The 16,895-nt window shown below is 54.0% G+C and carries 11 protein-coding genes; 10 read left to right on the top strand and 1 reads right to left on the bottom strand.

Annotation, left to right across the window (positions count from 1 at the left end; genetic code table 11):
- Positions 1-136: 136 nt before the first annotated feature.
- The 6 genes from glmS (at position 137) to H7688_RS06770 (ending at position 10,865) form a co-directional block, all read left to right on the top strand.
- Positions 137-1,966 carry a glutamine--fructose-6-phosphate transaminase (isomerizing) gene (gene glmS, locus H7688_RS06745; RefSeq protein WP_183360288.1) on the top strand — a complete coding sequence of 610 codons (1,830 nt, stop codon included), beginning with the start codon at positions 137-139 and terminating at the stop codon, positions 1,964-1,966.
- 968 nt (positions 1,967-2,934) lie between these two features.
- Positions 2,935-3,735 (top strand): TnsA endonuclease N-terminal domain-containing protein, encoded by an 801-nt coding sequence (locus tag H7688_RS06750; protein WP_183360289.1) that lies wholly within the window; start codon positions 2,935-2,937, stop codon positions 3,733-3,735.
- 9 nt (positions 3,736-3,744) lie between these two features.
- Entirely contained in the window at positions 3,745-5,940 is a 2,196-nt protein-coding gene (locus H7688_RS06755) for a TnsB C-terminal domain-containing protein (protein ID WP_183360290.1), read from the top strand.
- Between the two features lie 12 nt (positions 5,941-5,952).
- A complete protein-coding gene (locus H7688_RS06760; RefSeq protein WP_183360291.1) occupies positions 5,953-7,656 on the top strand; it encodes an ATP-binding protein in 1,704 nt (567 codons plus the stop codon).
- On the top strand, positions 7,625-9,481 hold the full coding sequence (locus H7688_RS06765) for a TnsD family Tn7-like transposition protein (RefSeq protein ID WP_183360292.1): 1,857 nt from the start codon (positions 7,625-7,627) through the stop codon (positions 9,479-9,481). The genes H7688_RS06760 and H7688_RS06765 overlap by 32 nt, the downstream gene beginning before the upstream one ends.
- 199 nt (positions 9,482-9,680) lie before the next feature.
- Positions 9,681-10,865, top strand: a complete 1,185-nt coding sequence (locus H7688_RS06770) for a TnsD family Tn7-like transposition protein (protein ID WP_183360293.1) — start codon at positions 9,681-9,683, stop codon at positions 10,863-10,865.
- Positions 10,866-11,253: 388 nt separating this feature from the next.
- On the opposite strand, the gene H7688_RS06775 is transcribed toward H7688_RS06770, so the two are convergent.
- Positions 11,254-12,195, bottom strand: a complete 942-nt coding sequence (locus H7688_RS06775; protein ID WP_183360294.1) for an AraC family transcriptional regulator — start codon at positions 12,193-12,195, stop codon at positions 11,254-11,256.
- 210 nt (positions 12,196-12,405) lie between these two features.
- Here H7688_RS06775 and H7688_RS06780 point away from each other — a divergent pair, with 210 nt between their 5' ends.
- The 4 genes from H7688_RS06780 to H7688_RS06795 all read left to right on the top strand — a co-directional run bounded on the left by H7688_RS06780 (position 12,406) and on the right by H7688_RS06795 (position 16,865).
- Complete coding sequence (locus tag H7688_RS06780; protein WP_198424460.1) at positions 12,406-13,227, top strand: NADPH-dependent F420 reductase; 822 nt, start codon at positions 12,406-12,408, stop codon at positions 13,225-13,227.
- 2 nt (positions 13,228-13,229) lie between these two features.
- The gene (locus H7688_RS06785) at positions 13,230-14,597 is read left to right on the top strand and encodes an NTP/NDP exchange transporter (protein WP_183360295.1); all 1,368 of its coding nucleotides are present in this window, start codon (positions 13,230-13,232) and stop codon (positions 14,595-14,597) included.
- Between the two features lie 278 nt (positions 14,598-14,875).
- Positions 14,876-15,853 (top strand): aldo/keto reductase, encoded by a 978-nt coding sequence (locus H7688_RS06790; RefSeq protein WP_183360296.1) that lies wholly within the window; start codon positions 14,876-14,878, stop codon positions 15,851-15,853.
- Between the two features lie 25 nt (positions 15,854-15,878).
- Positions 15,879-16,865, top strand: a complete 987-nt coding sequence (locus tag H7688_RS06795) for an aldo/keto reductase (protein ID WP_183360297.1) — start codon at positions 15,879-15,881, stop codon at positions 16,863-16,865.
- The last annotated feature ends 30 nt before the right edge of the window (positions 16,866-16,895 follow it).

Here is a 16,895-nt window from a genome sequence, read left to right on the forward strand (position 1 = left end):
TGTTCTAGGCTAAAACCTTAGATCGTAGTATGATGGCCCGTTCGCCTGCCGTACCATGGGCGAGGGAGACTGAAGAGGCCGCGTCTTTTACTAAGAACGTAGAACAAAGAATGTAGAACCAGATTGAGAGGTTTTTATGTGCGGAATCGTTGGATATACCGGGAGTCAGGAAGCCACGTCCATCATCGTTGAGGGACTGAGGAAGCTGGAGTACCGCGGCTACGACTCGGCCGGGATTTGCACCATCAGCAGCGGCAAGGCGGCCATCAGGCGCAGCGAGGGGAAACTCGCCAACCTGGAGCGGCTGCTTAAGGCCGAGCCGATCAAGGGGTCGGTCGGCATAGGGCACACCCGCTGGGCCACCCACGGGCGCCCCTCGGAGATCAACGCCCATCCGCACCAGGCCGGCAGCTTCGTGGTCGTGCACAACGGCATCATCGAGAACTACCTGCAGCTGCGTGACGAGTTGAAGGCGGCGGGGCACACCTTCAAGAGCGAGACCGACACCGAGGTGATCTCGCACCTCATCGAGGATCGGCGCCGGCGCACCGACAGCTTCGAGGCGGCGGTTCGCCTGGCCCTCTCCGAGGTACGCGGCGCCTACGCCCTGTGCATCCTCTCCGAGCAGGAGCCGGAGGTGATGATCGCGGCCAAGTATGGCGCGCCGATGGTGGTGGGTCTTGGGGAGGGCGAGTTCTTCGTCGCTTCCGACATCCCGGCCATCCTCGCCCACACCCGTTCCATGGTCTTCATGGAGGACGGCGAGATCGCGGTCTTCAAAAACGGCGCCGTGACCTTCTCCACCGTGGCCGGCGCCCTGTTGGAGAAGACGCCGCGCCACATCGACTGGTCGCCGCACATGGCGGAGAAGGGTGGCTACAAGCACTTCATGCTGAAGGAGATCTTCGAGCAGCCGCGCGCGGTGCGCGACACCCTGGCCGGACGCCTGCGCGAGGAAGAGGGAGACGTCTACCTCGAGGACCTGCACCTATCCGACGAGCAGCTGCAGGGGATCGACCGGGTCACCATCATCGCCTGCGGCACCTCGTGGCACGCTGCGCTCGTCGGCAAGTTCCTCATCGAGGAGCACTGCCGGGTCCCGGTCGAGGTCGATATCGCCTCCGAGTTCCGCTACCGTAATCCCGTAATCGACGAGAAGAGCCTGGTGATGCTCATCTCGCAGTCGGGCGAGACCGCGGATACCCTGGCAGCCATGCGTGAGGCGAAACGGCGCGGCGCCAAGTGCGTGGCCATCTGTAACGTGGTCGATTCCTCCATCGCCCGTGAGGCCGATGGCGTCGTCTACACCCATGCCGGGCCCGAGATCGGCGTCGCCTCCACCAAGGCCTTCGTCACCCAGCTGATTGCGCTCTATCTCTTCACCATTCGCCTCGGCCGTTCGCGCGGCATGATGACCGTCGATGCCGGCCGTGCCCTTATTGCGGCGGTGGTACGGGTCCCGGCGCTCATGGAAGAGGCGCTCAAGTTGAACGAGCAGGTCGAGAAGCTGGCGCGCAACTACCTGCAGGCCCGCGACTTCCTGTACCTCGGGCGCGGCATGAACTACCCGATCGCCCTGGAAGGGGCCTTGAAGCTGAAGGAGATCAGCTACATCCATGCCGAGGGATATCCCGCCGGCGAGATGAAGCACGGCCCCATCGCCCTCATCGACGAGCACATGCCGGTCGTTGTGCTGGTGCCGCAGGGGGCGAACTATGAGAAGGTCTTCTCCAACATGGAGGAGGTCATCGCCCGCGGCGGCCGTGTCATCGCCGTCTGTTCGCAGGGAGACAGCGAGGTGGCCTCCAAGGCGGAAGTGGCCTTGGAGATCCCGACCGACGGCGAGGAAGTGGCGCCGATCATCCTCTCCATCCCGATGCAGCTATTGGCCTACCACGTCGCCGTCCTCAAGGGGACCGACGTCGACCAGCCGAGGAATTTGGCCAAGAGCGTGACGGTGGAATAAGCAAAGATAGATAGGGTGTGCGAGTGTCTGGTAAAAATAAATTTTCCAACTGAAAAATAAAGTTTCCAACAGGAAAATAAAGTTCCCAACTAAAAAATAAAGTTCCCAGCTCGGCCTAAGGATGGATTCATCCCCTTAGGCCGTTTTTTTGGCTCTTCAGGGTTTTTCGTGGGTGACAGGGTAAAAATCGAGCCCGCCAAGCCGAAACCAGATCATTTTTTGAACCATTCCCCGTTTCGAAACCCATGGTCGTGCCTTTACGGGAGCGGCTGTTGTCCAAGAGACCAGGGCCGGCATGGAAAGCATAGCCAACTGGTAAGGGAAACCCCTGGCCCTTGAAAAAAACTGTCCAGGACCATGAATGAAAGGCCGATACCCGCGAAGGTCCGGCTGAACTAACCGCAAATAAAAACTTACCTTATTTGCTTTAACCGGTCTAAACGCAAATTACCTCAACCTATATTTGCGGATACAATCATGCGAAGACACCCCCTCCTCTGAGGACAGATTTAACTTTACCCACGGAAAACCCTGAAGAGCCTTTTTTTTACCCCTCCGGACTGACCTCCAGATAGACCTACCTTATCCTCAACCCATCTACCGCTGTCGGCAACAACCAGGATGGTGTGATTGCTCAGGCCTGGCCAAAATCAGAATTGTAACGAATTCATTCACGGGCTCTGCAAAACCCCTTGTGGGCTAGCAAGATACATGAGCCGTTCGGCTGCCATAATACCAGATTTGGTTTTAACGTACTGATATAATTGAAAAAAATATTGCTTCTGGCTGGACTTTTGATTCCTTGCCGGTACCATTTTTGGGGTTTCCCGGAATAGGGGTATCTTGGAACCTTTACCAGGAGCCTATCCGCAACCAGCGTTTAACCCGGCAAGATTCGGCTAAGGTTTATCTTTTGGCAGACGAAAGGTGATTAGATGGCGGAGTAGATGGCCTACTGGAGGCTTTTAATGGCAAGAAAAAAATCTTCAACAAATACGAAGATAAAAGAGGGAAGAGGACTAGGGCATGGAAAGGGGTACAAACCTTTCCTGCGGGTTGGTGATGTTCCCTCACTGGGGAAAAGTTCAAGGCCCAAAGGATGGAAAACCGAAAGAACGCATCAGCTTCTGTCCAGCCTTGAACTCAATTATTTCTATGTTCTTGAGTGGGCCCCTGGGGTCGTAGATGTCAGAGAGCAGTTTCCGCTACCACTGGAGGAAACGTTAGAAATTGCGAAGCGGCTGGGGATAAAGCACTCAGCTGACAACGCTACGGGGGAAAGTTTCATTATGACGACCGACTTCTTAGTGGATGAGGTCATAGATGGCAAAACCATTTTGAAAGCTCGCTCAATAAAGCCAGCAAGTGAGTTGGGCAGTAAACGGGTGTTGGAAAAACTGGAAATAGAGCGGACATACTGGGCTGACCGCGGTGTGGATTGGGGGCTCGTAACCGACCAGGATATCCCCATGGCACTTTCAAAGAATGTCGAGTGGGTACATGATTCGCTCTTACCGGAGGTCCCGGAGGACCTTTTATGCCAGATTGAAACGGCTCTATTTGCTGAGTTGGAAGAAAGAGCTGACATGCCGCTATCGAAATTGGCACTAAAGGTCGATCGCGACTTGGGGATGAAGCCGGGACTTGCTTTATCGGTGGTGCGCCACCTAATTGCCTCTCGGCAGTGGCTGGTAGATATGAACCAGTTGATTCTTACCGACAAGCCCCTTTCGGTAACCCGGAACTTCTCCGATATTGCTCTTGCTTAGAGGATGTCCATGCTAGCCGAGTGTGCTGTAATTGAATGGGTTGTGGAAGAAGAGAAGCGGACCTACATGGAACGCATCCTTTATGTCGACCGCCCGGCAGGCCAACTTGTAGTTATTGCTCTATGCGATGATGCTTTACCAATTTGGAAATGTCTTGAGGACGTCGCCGATGCCATTGCAGCAGGGCGCGCCTTTCGGAGAGCAGACCCCTATGCGTGGCACGCAGACCCGTTGCCGGAGTTTCTGGAAAAGCATGCTGAGCGCAGGGACAGGGGCTGGGAATTAATAAAAGACTTAGTTGGAAATGAACCGGGAATCTTTAACCCAGAAATTCGAGGAAAACTGATCCGGGAGGCGGTGGAAAGCCTCGAAACCGACAGAACAGAGCTCTACCGTCTCCTCAGGCGATACTGGATAAGGGGAAAAATTAAGAATGCCTTGCTCCCATCATATGATCGTTGTGGAGCTCCGGGCAAAACACGGACCCTCGTCCTTAGGGCAGACGGCTCCTTTGCTAAGCGAGGCAGACCATCCAAAATAAGCCGCCTGTATCCTGACCGCCCGGGAGTCAATGTTGACAATGGGATTGCAGCAATTTTCGATTGCGCAATCAAGCTTTACTACCACAAACAGAACTCCAGGAGTCTTAAAGACGCTTATGACCAAATGCTGGACAAACACTTCTCGGTGGGGATGGTCCAGAAAGACGGAATACAGGTACCCGTGCACTTGCCCCCTTGGGAGCAGCCGACCTATCCCCAGTTCAGATATTGGTATGAAAAGAAGCTTGACCTTCAGGAAGCGATCATAAAACGTCGAGGCCAGAAGCGCTTCAATCTTGAAAATCGGCCAATTTTAGGAAGTTCTACACAGATGGCCTTTGGGCCAGGGTCAATATTTCAAATTGATGCCACCATCGCTGACATCTATTTGGTAAGCACTCTTAACCGGAGTTGGATCATCGGTCGTCCGGTCGTGTATTTTGTTATGGACGTTTTTAGCCGCATGTGCGTGGGGCTATACGTTGGGTTGGAAGGCCCTAGTTGGGCAGGTGCCATGATGGCCATTGCCAACGCTACATGTGACAAGGTCGCCTATTGTGCAGAATATGGAATCCCAATTGCCGAGGAAGAATGGCCTTGCCATTATCTGCCGGCGAAGATTTTGGCAGATCGAGGGGAGCTTATAGGGCGTAATGCGGACAACCTACCGGATAACCTGGACATTACAGTTGAGAACTGCCCGCCATATCGTGGTGACCTTAAGGGAATAGTAGAGCAGCAGTTCCACCGAACTAAAGAGAAAAGCGTCGTTTGGCTACCAGGGGTAGTTCTTAAAGCGAAAGAACGTGGCACCAAGGATTACCGACTGGATGCCCAATTAGACCTTTATCAGTTCACTCAGGTTATGATCTACACCATTTTGGAGTACAACCGATTCCATTGGATGGACACATATGAAAAGGAACTGGACTTGATTCGAGATGATGTCCGACCGATTCCCCTTGAGTTGTGGGAGTGGGGAATTCAGAACAGAGTCGGTAAACTCAAAGAGCGGTCTCCTGAAGTCATCAAAGTCGGCTTAATGCCACAAGGAGAAGCCACGGTTACTGAGCGGGGCATCAGGTTCGAGGGGGTTTTTTATGATACGGAAAGAGCACTAAGGGAGCAATGGTACGTAAATGCAAGGTCCAATAAAACCTGGACAATACCGGTATCCTATGACCCGCGCCAGACGGATGTCATTTACTGGCGCTGTGGTGGAACCACAGTATTTGAACCATGCAACATAATTAAGCGTGATTCTAGATTCACGGGGTGTCGGGTGGAAGAGGTCCAACAATTTTTCGCCCTCGAAAAGTTAAAGGCTACCGAAAATCTTTCAAACGAACGCCAGGCCGGGGCTGAACTCCGGGCTAAGCGTGAGCAAATCGTCAAGGACGCGCAGGAAATGACGAGAAAGGATGTTCCCGCAGGACTAAGCAAGAAGGAGCGCCTCGACAAAGTCAAAAAGAATAGGGCGGACGAAAAACAACGGAACAGAAAGGCAGAAGCCTATGATCTCAGACCTCTGCGGGAGAAGAAGGGGCCCGCGACTGTCCATGTTCTCGATTCGGAGCAAATGACGGAAGCCGCCAATGACAACTTGCCGATGACTGCTGCGGAGAAAAGGAAGAGGAACCTTGAGTTCCTTGAACGGGACTAAGGAGAGGTGACGATGAATGACAACGGCAGGGCGCACGGCTTCGGCTTCGGTCGGAAAGTTGAGGCACAATACACTCCGAGTTCGGACCCGATGTACCGGCACAATTGCTATATAGAGGCACTGCCTCCTCCCCTCGAAACTGAAGAAGTCATCAAAAAAATGCAAAGGTTTCCAGGGTACGACGATAGCGAACGCCGTCTTCCACCGTTGGAACGCATCTATGCAGTCCAGAAGCTGAGTAATTGTATTGTTCCGCTACCGGACTATATAGAAATTGAAAAAAAGTTTTCGAGAATGCTTCTCAATGGGTACTTTGCGCGGAACCCACTGTCTGCCGAGTGGGTGAAGCAAATGCAGTCTGCCTTTCCCGGTATTGGCGAAGACGCTCTTGTGAGATCAAACGCTGCGGGGTTTGCCATTTACGGGACTAGCGGTGTAGGGAAAACCACCGTAATAGAGAGCATTTTGTCCTTATACCCCCAAGTCATAATCCACACGCAGTACAACGGGAATCCATTTGATCAACAACAAATAGTCTGGTTAAAGCTCGATTGTCCATTCGACGGCTCTCCGCGCGGGCTTTGTATAAACTTTTTTCAGGGAATCGATAGGGTCTTGGGAACAAGGTATACTGATAAGCTCCTGAGCAAGCGGGTCACTGCTGACTTATTACTCCCCAAAATGGCTGAGGTAGCTGGAGAGTGTGGTTTGGGAGTGTTGGTCTTGGACGAGGTCCAGCGGCTGAAGGGGGCTGGGGAAAAACTCTTGAGCTTCTTTGTCCAATTGACAAACGTGATTGGCGTTCCTGTCCTGATGTCTGGAACCTACAAAGCGATGAGCATGTTTAAAGATGAGGCCGCTGCGGCGAGGCGGGTAGCTGGGCAAGGCGATGTCGTAATGGACAATTTCGCCGACGATGAAGTTTGGCGGCATTTATTGAAAAAGCTGTGGCGGTACCAGTACACGGATATACCCACCCCTCTTTCAGACAAACTGATCAACGCTTTCCACGAACAATCTCAGGGCATTACAGATATTGCGGTTAAGTTGTATATGTTCGCACAGTGGCAGGTGATAGGCACCGGCGATGAGAAGATCACGCCAAAGCTGGTGGAGGTCGTTGCCAAAGAAAACCTGCATGCTATGGGACCGATTCTTCGCGCCCTGCGCACTCATGATTTCGAGGCCTTAAGTAAAATAGAAGATATACGGTCCCCGTGGGACATGGATCTCGTCCTTAAAAATGCCTGCCGACAAGCTCATCTCAGCGGGGCCATGGCAACTATCCGCAATGAAACGCTCGCGGAAAATTCTGATGCCGAGGTTGGGTCGCTACCTCATGAGAAGCTAGCCTTACAGCTGGTTCAGGCGGGATTTGATGGCGATATTGCGAGAATTGCCGCACGAAAGGCTTGTGATCGCTTTGCAGCACAGACTGACATGAAACGTGCGAGCGTGGAGGCTTTCCGACTGGCCCAAGAGGCGGATGACCTAAAGAAGGAAGCCCGGATTGCTCAAGAAATGAAAAAACCGGCCGGTAGGAAGAAAGCCCCCGTGGTTTCCCTTAGTGGAGACCTCCGTGAGATCGTAAAACATGCGGAGAAAGCAACCACTCCATACGAAGCGCTAAAAAATGCAGGCGTCATAAAATCTCCCTACGAGTTCTTCTCCAAAGGAGCAAACAATGATTCCGTTCTTTCCCAGGCCGCTTCCTGACGAATTGCTTTATGGAATCTGCGCGAGGTACCACCAAAAAAGTCGAAACGTGAGCATCAAGTCGACGGTTCAGGACTTATTCGGATCTACATCCGCTAGGGCTGTCCTCGACCTTCCCAATGGCATCGCAATTTTGAGTGGGCAGCTTCACGTGAAGACGCTGAATACCCCTGAACGGTTAATAGAAAGGCACACCCTGTTACCGTTATACAAACCTTTTCTGCCTCCAGAGCGCTATTTGAAGATTTTGGAATGGATGAAGGGCGCAGAAAACGGCCGAGGAATTCATCAAGCTATCGGAGCCATGGCTAGTGGCATACCGCTTCTTCGGCTGCTGCGGTGGTGCCCTCAATGTCTCCTTGAGGACAGTGAGAAGTGGGGAGTGCCTTACTGGCACCGAAGTCATCAGGTGATGGCAGTTTCCACCTGCCACCTGCATGGAGTTCCCCTTTGTGAGCAGAGGCCTTATGCGTTGGTAGAGCTGAACCAGCATTTCTTCCAGAGCCCTCCATCGCCATCAGTTTCCTCGATTAGGGAGGGTGCGGGACGCGCGGGAGGAACGCCGCACCAGTTCCGGCTGGCACAGGATGTTGCCTGGCTGCTCAGCAATCCGCATCTGCCGATACTCGGACTGGATAGCCTCCATGATCGGTACCTGTATTTTCTAAGGGAGAGAGGCTTAGCGTCATATTGGGGACGGGTGGCCCAGCAGGAGCTACGAGAGGCATTCGTTGCTTTCTATGGAGCCGACTTTCTCAGGGAGGCATTTTCCGATTTGGACCTTGGCAGTGAACAGACCTGGCTTAGTTCCCTAGTCCGAAAGCCTCGGAGGGCAGCGCATCCAGTGCGGCATCTGCTTCTCCTAAACTTCCTGGGCTTGCATCCTGAGGCATTCTTTGCCGGTGCCACGATCATAAAAGAAAAGCGACCTTTTGGCCACGGACCATGGCCTTGCCTCAACCCTGCCGCGGGTCACTATCTCCAACCCGTTGTTTGCGAGTGTAAAATAACAAAACATACCGAGAATGCCCTTCCAATCGGAACCTTCAAGTGCACATGCGGATTCGCTTACGCACGGACAGGGCCCGATTTGAAGAAGGAGGATAGGTTTTCTCTGGGACGAATTATCGCCTTCGGACCGGTTTGGGAGGCCGAGCTGCAACGACTTGTTACTGAAGGGGAGACTAGCTTGAGAGGGATCGCACGGCGGCTTGGTGTCGATCCAGCTACTGTCAAAAAGCACCTCTATATGAAGCGCGTCACGGCGAAAGAACTCACCAACCTCCCCGACGATCTCGTAAAGGCACGCCGACAGCGATGGCTCGATCTCTGTCGCCATCACCCCGAAGCAGGAAAAAAATTTATCCGGGCACTTGCTCCTGCTGATTATACCTGGCTGTATCGCCACGATAGAGAATGGCTTTTAGGTCTCCCCTGTATACCCCCACAAAAATTTCGAAGAGGAAGAGTAGATTGGGAAAATAGGGACGAGTGTATCTCGTCAGGGATTACGTCAGCTGTTAATCGGCTTAAGGAGCAGGAAGGAAGGCCGGTTCGCATCACCCTCTCGGCTGTCGGAAAAAAGCTTGGGATTCTGGCAATTGTCCAGAAGAAGCTGGAGAATCTGCCAAGGACGAGAGCTGCTCTTGGCAGCACCATCGAGACCGATATCGACTACGGGATCAGGCGAGTGCAATATGCGGTGCAGGCGATTAAACAAAGGGGGGACTCACTGGAGACCTGGAGGGTCGCCAGGAAGGCAGGACTCGGCTCGAATTACGATCAGGCAGTCGCACATGAAATAACCCGTTTGATAGAGGCCTAGCAGGTCGTTGAAAAACAAATTTCTAGCCCCCAGAGTCGCAAAAAAGGGGTCCTGTTACCACTCGTCAGCAATAGAACGCCTGTTAGAGCCCATTTTCGAGAGCCGAGCTTCTCGGCAGTACCACCTCTCAGGTGAATTTCAACGGCCTGCTAGAGGCTTCCCAGGTAGAGACATAGCTTTCCGAAGTCGCGGAGCAACAATGTTACCGTTTTTCCCACATCCATATCCAAACGAGTTGCTCTATAGCACGATTGCCAGGTACCACTTCCGGAGCAAAAATCCAAGCTATAGAGATACGGCCCAGGAATTACTGGGCTCTCCAACTGCGAGCGTTATCGCGCTGCTACCCAGCAACACGGTATTTCTGCACTCACAACTGCACCCGAATACCCTGCTGACCCCTGACAAACTGATATTCGAACACACTCTCTTTCCCCTGTACAAGCCTTTCATAGAGAAAGATCGAGCAGATTCGGCAATCCGGTATATGAAAAGGTCCTCCGTCGGCGATGGCAGGCCACTTACGGGCCTTCTGAGATATTCCCTTAGTGCCGGCCGCTCATTTAAGTACTGCCCCCAGTGCTTTGCCTCCGACACTAAAACTCACGGCGAGGCTTACTGGCATAGGGACCATCAGCACTTCGGTGTCCTTACCTGTTATAAGCATAATTCCCTACTCGTTGACACGGGATTCCCCTTGGCTCCCACTCAGCAAGAACGCATTTTGTATAGGCTTGATAAAGAGTACCCACGCCAAACTGCCCCACCCAACTTTACTCGCAAGGACATGAGGCATTTGGAGTTTATTGCGAAGTCGGTTCACTGGCTTATGCACAATCCTGCCCCCGATAATGCAATGGAAATCTTACACAGAAGGTATGAGCAGCTTCTTGTGGAAAGGAAGTTCGCGACTCAATCCGGATTGGTAGCCCACCGTCCCATCAGCAAGGCCTTTGACTCCTATTATGGCGAAAGGATTTTAGTCGCGATGTCAAGTTCCCTTCCGATGGCAACAGACAAAAACTGGCTGGTGAGGTTGTTTAGGAGACGGGAAAAAGTGACGGATCCCATCAGGCACATTCTGGCGATCCGATTCTTGCGTGAAGACATCCCGGGTATCTTTTCCGAGACCAAAGAACAAAATCTGCCTATACCTAGGCCGCCCCAGGGCGAAGATCACCTAAGACAGAGCCCTAAAGATGAAAACGCCCTTTCGTGCAAGTTCTGTCCCTTTACCATACCTAAGATATTCCGGAACAAGGCGGGAAAGGTAATAGGTCCGGATAGCGCACACCTTCGAATGTCAGAACATGTGGAAAAGAACCATCCTGAGGAGTACGAAAAACGGAGAAGATTTTGGGAAGGCTCCCCAGAGCCCTTATAGCAGATCGATGGGACACGGGGGCACCGCGTAATCCTTCACCAGAAGTACCTTCCCTTTGTCCCCCCGGGCATGAACATCCCACCAGAGTAGACCTGTGTGCCTACCGAATAATGGAGCGGCATCAGAAAAGACTTTGAAATGACCTCGGCAAGGTGAATTTTGGCGAGTCTGCTTGAGTCGCCATTCCTCTGGTGACTTCCATGAGTCCCGGGGAGCTTCAGTGTCAAGGTTTTGTAGGTGAAGAGCTCCTGCTTTCCCGCGTTCAACCGCTTCTTGTTCAGCTTCGGGGGTGGGGAGTTATATTCGGTTGCAACAGTTGATCCTCTCAGTCGAAATCAACCCAAGACGGGATACCGATTCTCACAAATTCGTTCCATTGCTCAATATGCTAAGCAGCCTGCACAGTTGTCCTGCGTATCCTCGATATATCGCGTAATGGCGGTGCACCAAAGAAGCGATTATATTCGCGGCTGAACTGCGAAGGACTCTCATAACCCACATTGAATGCAGCCGTCGCAGCATCCTGATTCTCTCCGAGCATCAGGCGCCTGGCTTCGTGCAGGCGCAACTGTTTCTGGAACTGCAACGGACTCAGGGCGGTCATGGACCGGAAGTGGTGATGAAAGGTGGAGGCGCTCATACGTGCCTGTGCGGCGAGATCCTCGATACGCAAGGGCCGTGTAAAGTTTTCCTTTAGCCAATCGATAGCGCGCGCTATCTGCTGACTCTGACTTCCGGTCGAGGCGATCTGGCGCAGGCGCGTGCCTTGATCTCCCACAAGTAAACGGTAAATAATCTCCCGTTGTATGTTCGGCGCCAGGATAGGAATATCCTCCTTTTCGTCGAGCAAATCGAGCAAGCGCTGAAAAGCGGCAAGTAGCGGCAGTGTGACCTCACCTATTGCCATACCGCGGGTTGATTGCTGTGAACGTGGTGCCGGAAGATTGCTGTCCGCCATCAGTTGAGAAACCTCGCGGTGATCAAACTTCAACCGGAGTCCAAGGTAGGGTCTGTCACGACTCGCTTCGATCACTTGCACCACTGTCGGAAGATGGACGGCAGTGATCAAGTAATGCAGCGGGTCGTACACATAGCTGTCCTCGCCCAGTTGCACGTGCTTGGCTCCCTGGGTGACCATGCAGATGCTCGGATCGTACAGCCCACTAATCGGTCCGGTCGGTTCCTCTCGCCGAAACAGTGACAAGCCCGGGATGGCGGTCGTGTGTTGCTCTCCTTTTTCGGTCCATCGGGCAATGCTCGCGTTCAACGTCTCAATAGCAGATTCCAACCTTTTATCCTCAACTACCTGTCCAACTCGTTCAATTTGCATATGCACCTCCTTTGCGCATACTAGCCACCCCCTCCTCGTATGGCAACTATTATCCGGTAAATCGCACTATCAGGCAATAAAATGGGAGGATTGGTCTATCCGCCATAATTGACTCTGGGGTAGTCTGCATCAATCATCAGGTCCTGGCGGAGAGGCTCGGTAACTTAGCCGCCTACGGGATTTGTTGCCATTCAAAAATAGGAGGACGCTATGTCTGATGACCCGAGCAGGTCCAATGCAGATCACAGTCCCGTCGTGCCTGGGCGCCGCAAATTTCTTATCACGGGATTAGGGGCGGCTGCTGCAACGCTGATGTCGTTTGCGGTTGCCGGCAAGCTGACCCAACCGGCAGGTGCGGCAGTCGGTAAAAAACAGGTGCAAGGAGCTGTTGTGACACCGATGCGTATCGGAGTCATCGGTGCAGGCTGGTTGGGGGGGACGGTTGGCCGGATCTTGGTACAGGCCGGACACGAGGTGCTCTTTTCTTCTCGACATCCAGCGGAACTTATACCCATGGCCCGTGAACTCGGGCCGCGCGCAACTGTTGGTACCCCGCTTCAGGCCGCTCAGTTCGGAACAGTCCTGATTTTCGCCGTGCCTTACGACGCGTTGCCTCAGCTAGGCCTGGAACTCAAGGAGGCGATGCGCGGCAAGGTCGTCCTTGACGCCTGCAACCCTGCCCCGGGAAGTGGGAGCGCTTTGGCGCGTGAGGCGGAGGCCAATGGTGTAGCCGAAACATCTGCCAAATATTTATCGGGTACTCGCCTGGTGCGCGCCTTCAGCGCCGTTGACGCCTCGGCGGTTGAAGCATCAGCGTCAGGTCCGGGTGGCAAACTTGGCGTTCCGATAGCAGGCAACGATGAAAAGGCAGTCCAGGTTGCGGCTCAGCTAGTGCGCGATACCGGCTGCGAGCCGGTCGTGGTAGGCAACGGGACCGAAGCTCGCAGCTTCCAGCGAGGTGGCCCAGGCTTCCGGGCAAACACTACCGCACCTAAACTCCGTCGCCTGCTCGGCCTGCCCGACAGGAGTTGACTATGACGACGGCAGTCCGTCCGATAACCAGGGCAGAGAAGGGGAGCCGATTCGCGCAAAAAATCCGCTGGATTATCGATGCTCGTTCTGCTGAAACGAGCGCGCTGGCATGGTCGTGGCTCTACGTCTTTGCGCTTTTTCTTGCCTATTACGTCCTGCGTCCTATTCGGGATCAGTTGGGAGTGGCGGGTGGTGTCCGTAATCTCCCCTGGCTCTTCACCGGCACGCTGCTGGCTATGCTCACAGTAAATCCCCTGTTCGCCTGTGCAGTACGGCGCTGGCCGCGTGAGCGCTTCATCGCAATCACCTACCGTTTCTTCATGCTGAATCTGCTTGTCTTCATGGGCCTTTTGGCGTTGGCCGCGCCAGAGCACCAGGTCTGGGTTGGGCGCGCGTTTTTCATTTGGGCATCGGTCTTCAATCTCTTTGTCGTCTCAGTCTTCTGGTCGGTCGTCGTGGATGTGTTCGATGCGGAGCAGGGTAAGCGGCTCTTCGGCTTTCTGGCCGCCGGCGCCACGCTCGGCGGCATCGCGGGATCGGGCCTGACCTCGTGCCTCGTCGCGAAACTGGGACAGAGCTGGCTGCTTATCACCTCCATCATCCTTTTGGAGGTAGCGGTCTTCGCTGCACGGCGCCTGTCAAGTGTCAGCGATACGTTCGAGCGACCGCTGCGGGAGGCTGATCCACACCAGCCGGTCGGGGGCAACATCTTCGCGGGGATGGTCCACACCGTCCGCTCCCCGTATCTGCTGGGGATTGCCTGCTTCATCCTGCTGTACACCATCACCTCTACCTTCCTCTATTTCCAGCAGGCGACCATCGCGGAGGCGGCTTTCCCGAATCAGGCAGCACGCACGGTCTTTTTCGCTGGTATCGACTTCTGGGTAAACGTGCTCACCCTGGTTTTTCAGGTCTTCCTGACGGGGCGACTTATGGGCCGCCTCGGCGTGCTCGCTACCCTGTGCGCCCTGCCTTTGTTCAGTGTAGCGGGGTTCGCTGCGTTGGCCGTCTCGCCCGCCGTCGGGGTGTTCGTATGTGTGCAGGTGGTGCGTCGGGTGAGCAACTTTGCGTTGGCCCGGCCGGCGCGCGAGGTTCTCTTCACCCGCCTGTCTCGCGAAGACCGGTATAAGGCAAAGAGCTTTATCGACACCGTGGTCTACCGCGGCGGGGATCAGGTGGCGAGCGTAGCGTATGCCGGGCTTGCTGAATTAGGGTTGAGCATGACGGCTATTGCTATCGTAGCCGTGCCGATCTCGACTGTTTGGTTAGGCTTGAGTGTCTGGCTTGGCCGAGGACAAGATGGTCAGGCGGACGAAGACCACGAGAAAGTCAATCGCGCTTTGATCAAGGAAACCACGGTGCAGGAATAACTCACATGAGCACTCCTAATCAACATCTAATCCGGCAATAAACTCACGCGAGGATTTCGGTGCTATACCTCTTTCGAAGTGGTCGCATGGGTGTTTAACCCTATAAATATGCATAGATATGCCAGAGTCGTGGTGCCGTCGCGTCGAACCCATGATTTTGCAGGCTTCCGCATGATTAGGCAAGAATAAAGCAGAATCGATCTACCTGTCATCGGCCATCGTGGCGTATCCTGAGACCATATCGTAGGGTAATTCAAAAGAGTTGAAGGGAGAAAGCAATGCAAAAACGCAAACTAGGAAAGGGCGGCCTAGAAGTATCCACGATTGGCATGGGCTGCATGAATTTAAGCTTCGGTACAGGAAAGGCAGCTGATGTCGCCGACGGTATTGAGGTTATCCGCGCCGGTTACGCTAAAGGCATTACTTTTTTCGACACGGCTGAGGCGTATGGCCCATTTACCAACGAAGAGCTGGTCGGCAAGGCACTTGAGCCGTTTCGCAAAGAAGTCATTATTGCCACAAAGTTCGGGATGATCTCGGAAGAAGGCGGGCTCAACAGCCGTCCCGATCATATCAAAAAAGTAGTGGAGTCGTCGCTGAAACGGTTGCGGACCGATTATATCGACCTGCTTTACCAACACCGGGTCGATCCCAACGTGCCGATAGAGGATGTTGCCGGAACGGTAAAAGAGTTGATCCAGGCAGGGAAAGTAAAATACTTCGGGCTTTCCGAAGCGGGAGCAGACACCATCCGCCGCGCCAATGCGGTTCTCCCAGTTGCCGCGGTGCAAAATCAGTACTCCATCTGGACGAGAGAGCCGGAAGAGACTGTGCTCCCCGTTTGTGAGGAGCTGGGAATAGGCTTTGTCCCCTGGGGGCCGCTTGGCACCGGCTTTCTGACAGGGACCATCACCCCGGATACAACCTTTGACTGCGCAACTGACCTTCGGGCCTCTTTTCCCCGCTTCAGCCGGGAGGCAATGAAAGCAAATATGCCCCTCGTTGAAATGCTGGCTGATGTTGCCCGCAGGAAAGGTGTTTCAACAGTGCAGATAGCTCTTAGCTGGTTGCTCGCGCAAAAGCCGTTCATCGTTCCCATTCCAGGAATGGATAAGCTGGAATACATCGAAGATAATATTAGTTCTGTTGATGTGTCGCTAACTTCTGACGATTTGCGGGAAATCGAAGAACGACTGGCCAACATCTCCATCCAAGGTGAAAGGTTGTCTAAAGAGCTGTTATCATTATCGGAATAATAAAAAGCGTTCTAAGGAGGACGTGATGGAAAAGCGGAAATTAGGAAATAGCGGACTGGAAGTCTCGGCCCTTGGGCTGGGGTGCATGAGCATGAGTTTCGGCTACGGCCCGGCAGGAGATAAGCAGGAGATGATCGCGCTTATTCGGGCGGCCGTTGAACAGGGGATCACGTTTTTCGACACCGCCGAGATCTATGGCCCGTTCACCAACGAGGAACTCGTGGGAGAAGCCCTCGCACCGTTTCGCGACCAGGTGGTCATCGCCACCAAGTTCGGATTCGATTGTGACAGCGGCAAGCCGGGCGAGTTGAACAGTCAGCCGGCGCACATCAAACAGGTCGTCGAGGCATCTCTTAAGCGGCTGAAGACAGACAGGATCGACTTGCTCTATCAGCATCGCGTCGATCCGAACGTCCCCATCGAAGACGTGGCCGGGACGGTGAAGGAGTTGATCCAACAGGGCAAGGTCAAGCACTTCGGGCTGTCCGAAGCCGGGGCGCAAACCATCCGTCGCGCGCACGCCGTCCAACCGGTGGCTGCGCTCCAGAGCGAATATTCACTCTGGTGGAGAGAGCCGGAAGCTGAAGTGCTGCCGACCTTGGAAGAACTCGGAATCGGGTTCGTGCCCTTCAGTCCATTGGGCAAGGGCTTTCTCACGGGAAAGATCAACGAGGAAACGAAGTTCGACAGCACCGATTTCCGCAATCAGGTACCGCGGTTCAGCGAGGAAAATCGCAAGGCGAACCAGGTCTTGGTCGATCTGATCGGACGCTTTGCGGAGCAGAAAAAAATTACCCCCGCACAAGTTGCGCTGGCTTGGCTACTGGCCCAAAAGCCATGGATCGTTCCGATTCCCGGCACTACTAAGCTGCATCGCTTGCGCGAGAACAACGGCTCCGTTTCGGTTCACCTTGCGCCGGAAGACCTGCGCGAACTTGAAAGCGCAGCATCAAAGATCACGGTTAAAGGTGCGCGTTATCCGGAAAGCCTTCAAAAACGGGTTGGGCGCTGAGTCCAGAGAACGCAAGCGTGCAGGCAAACC

The organism is Geomonas limicola, from assembly GCF_014193675.1.
GTDB lineage: Bacteria > Desulfobacterota > Desulfuromonadia > Geobacterales > Geobacteraceae > Geomonas > Geomonas limicola.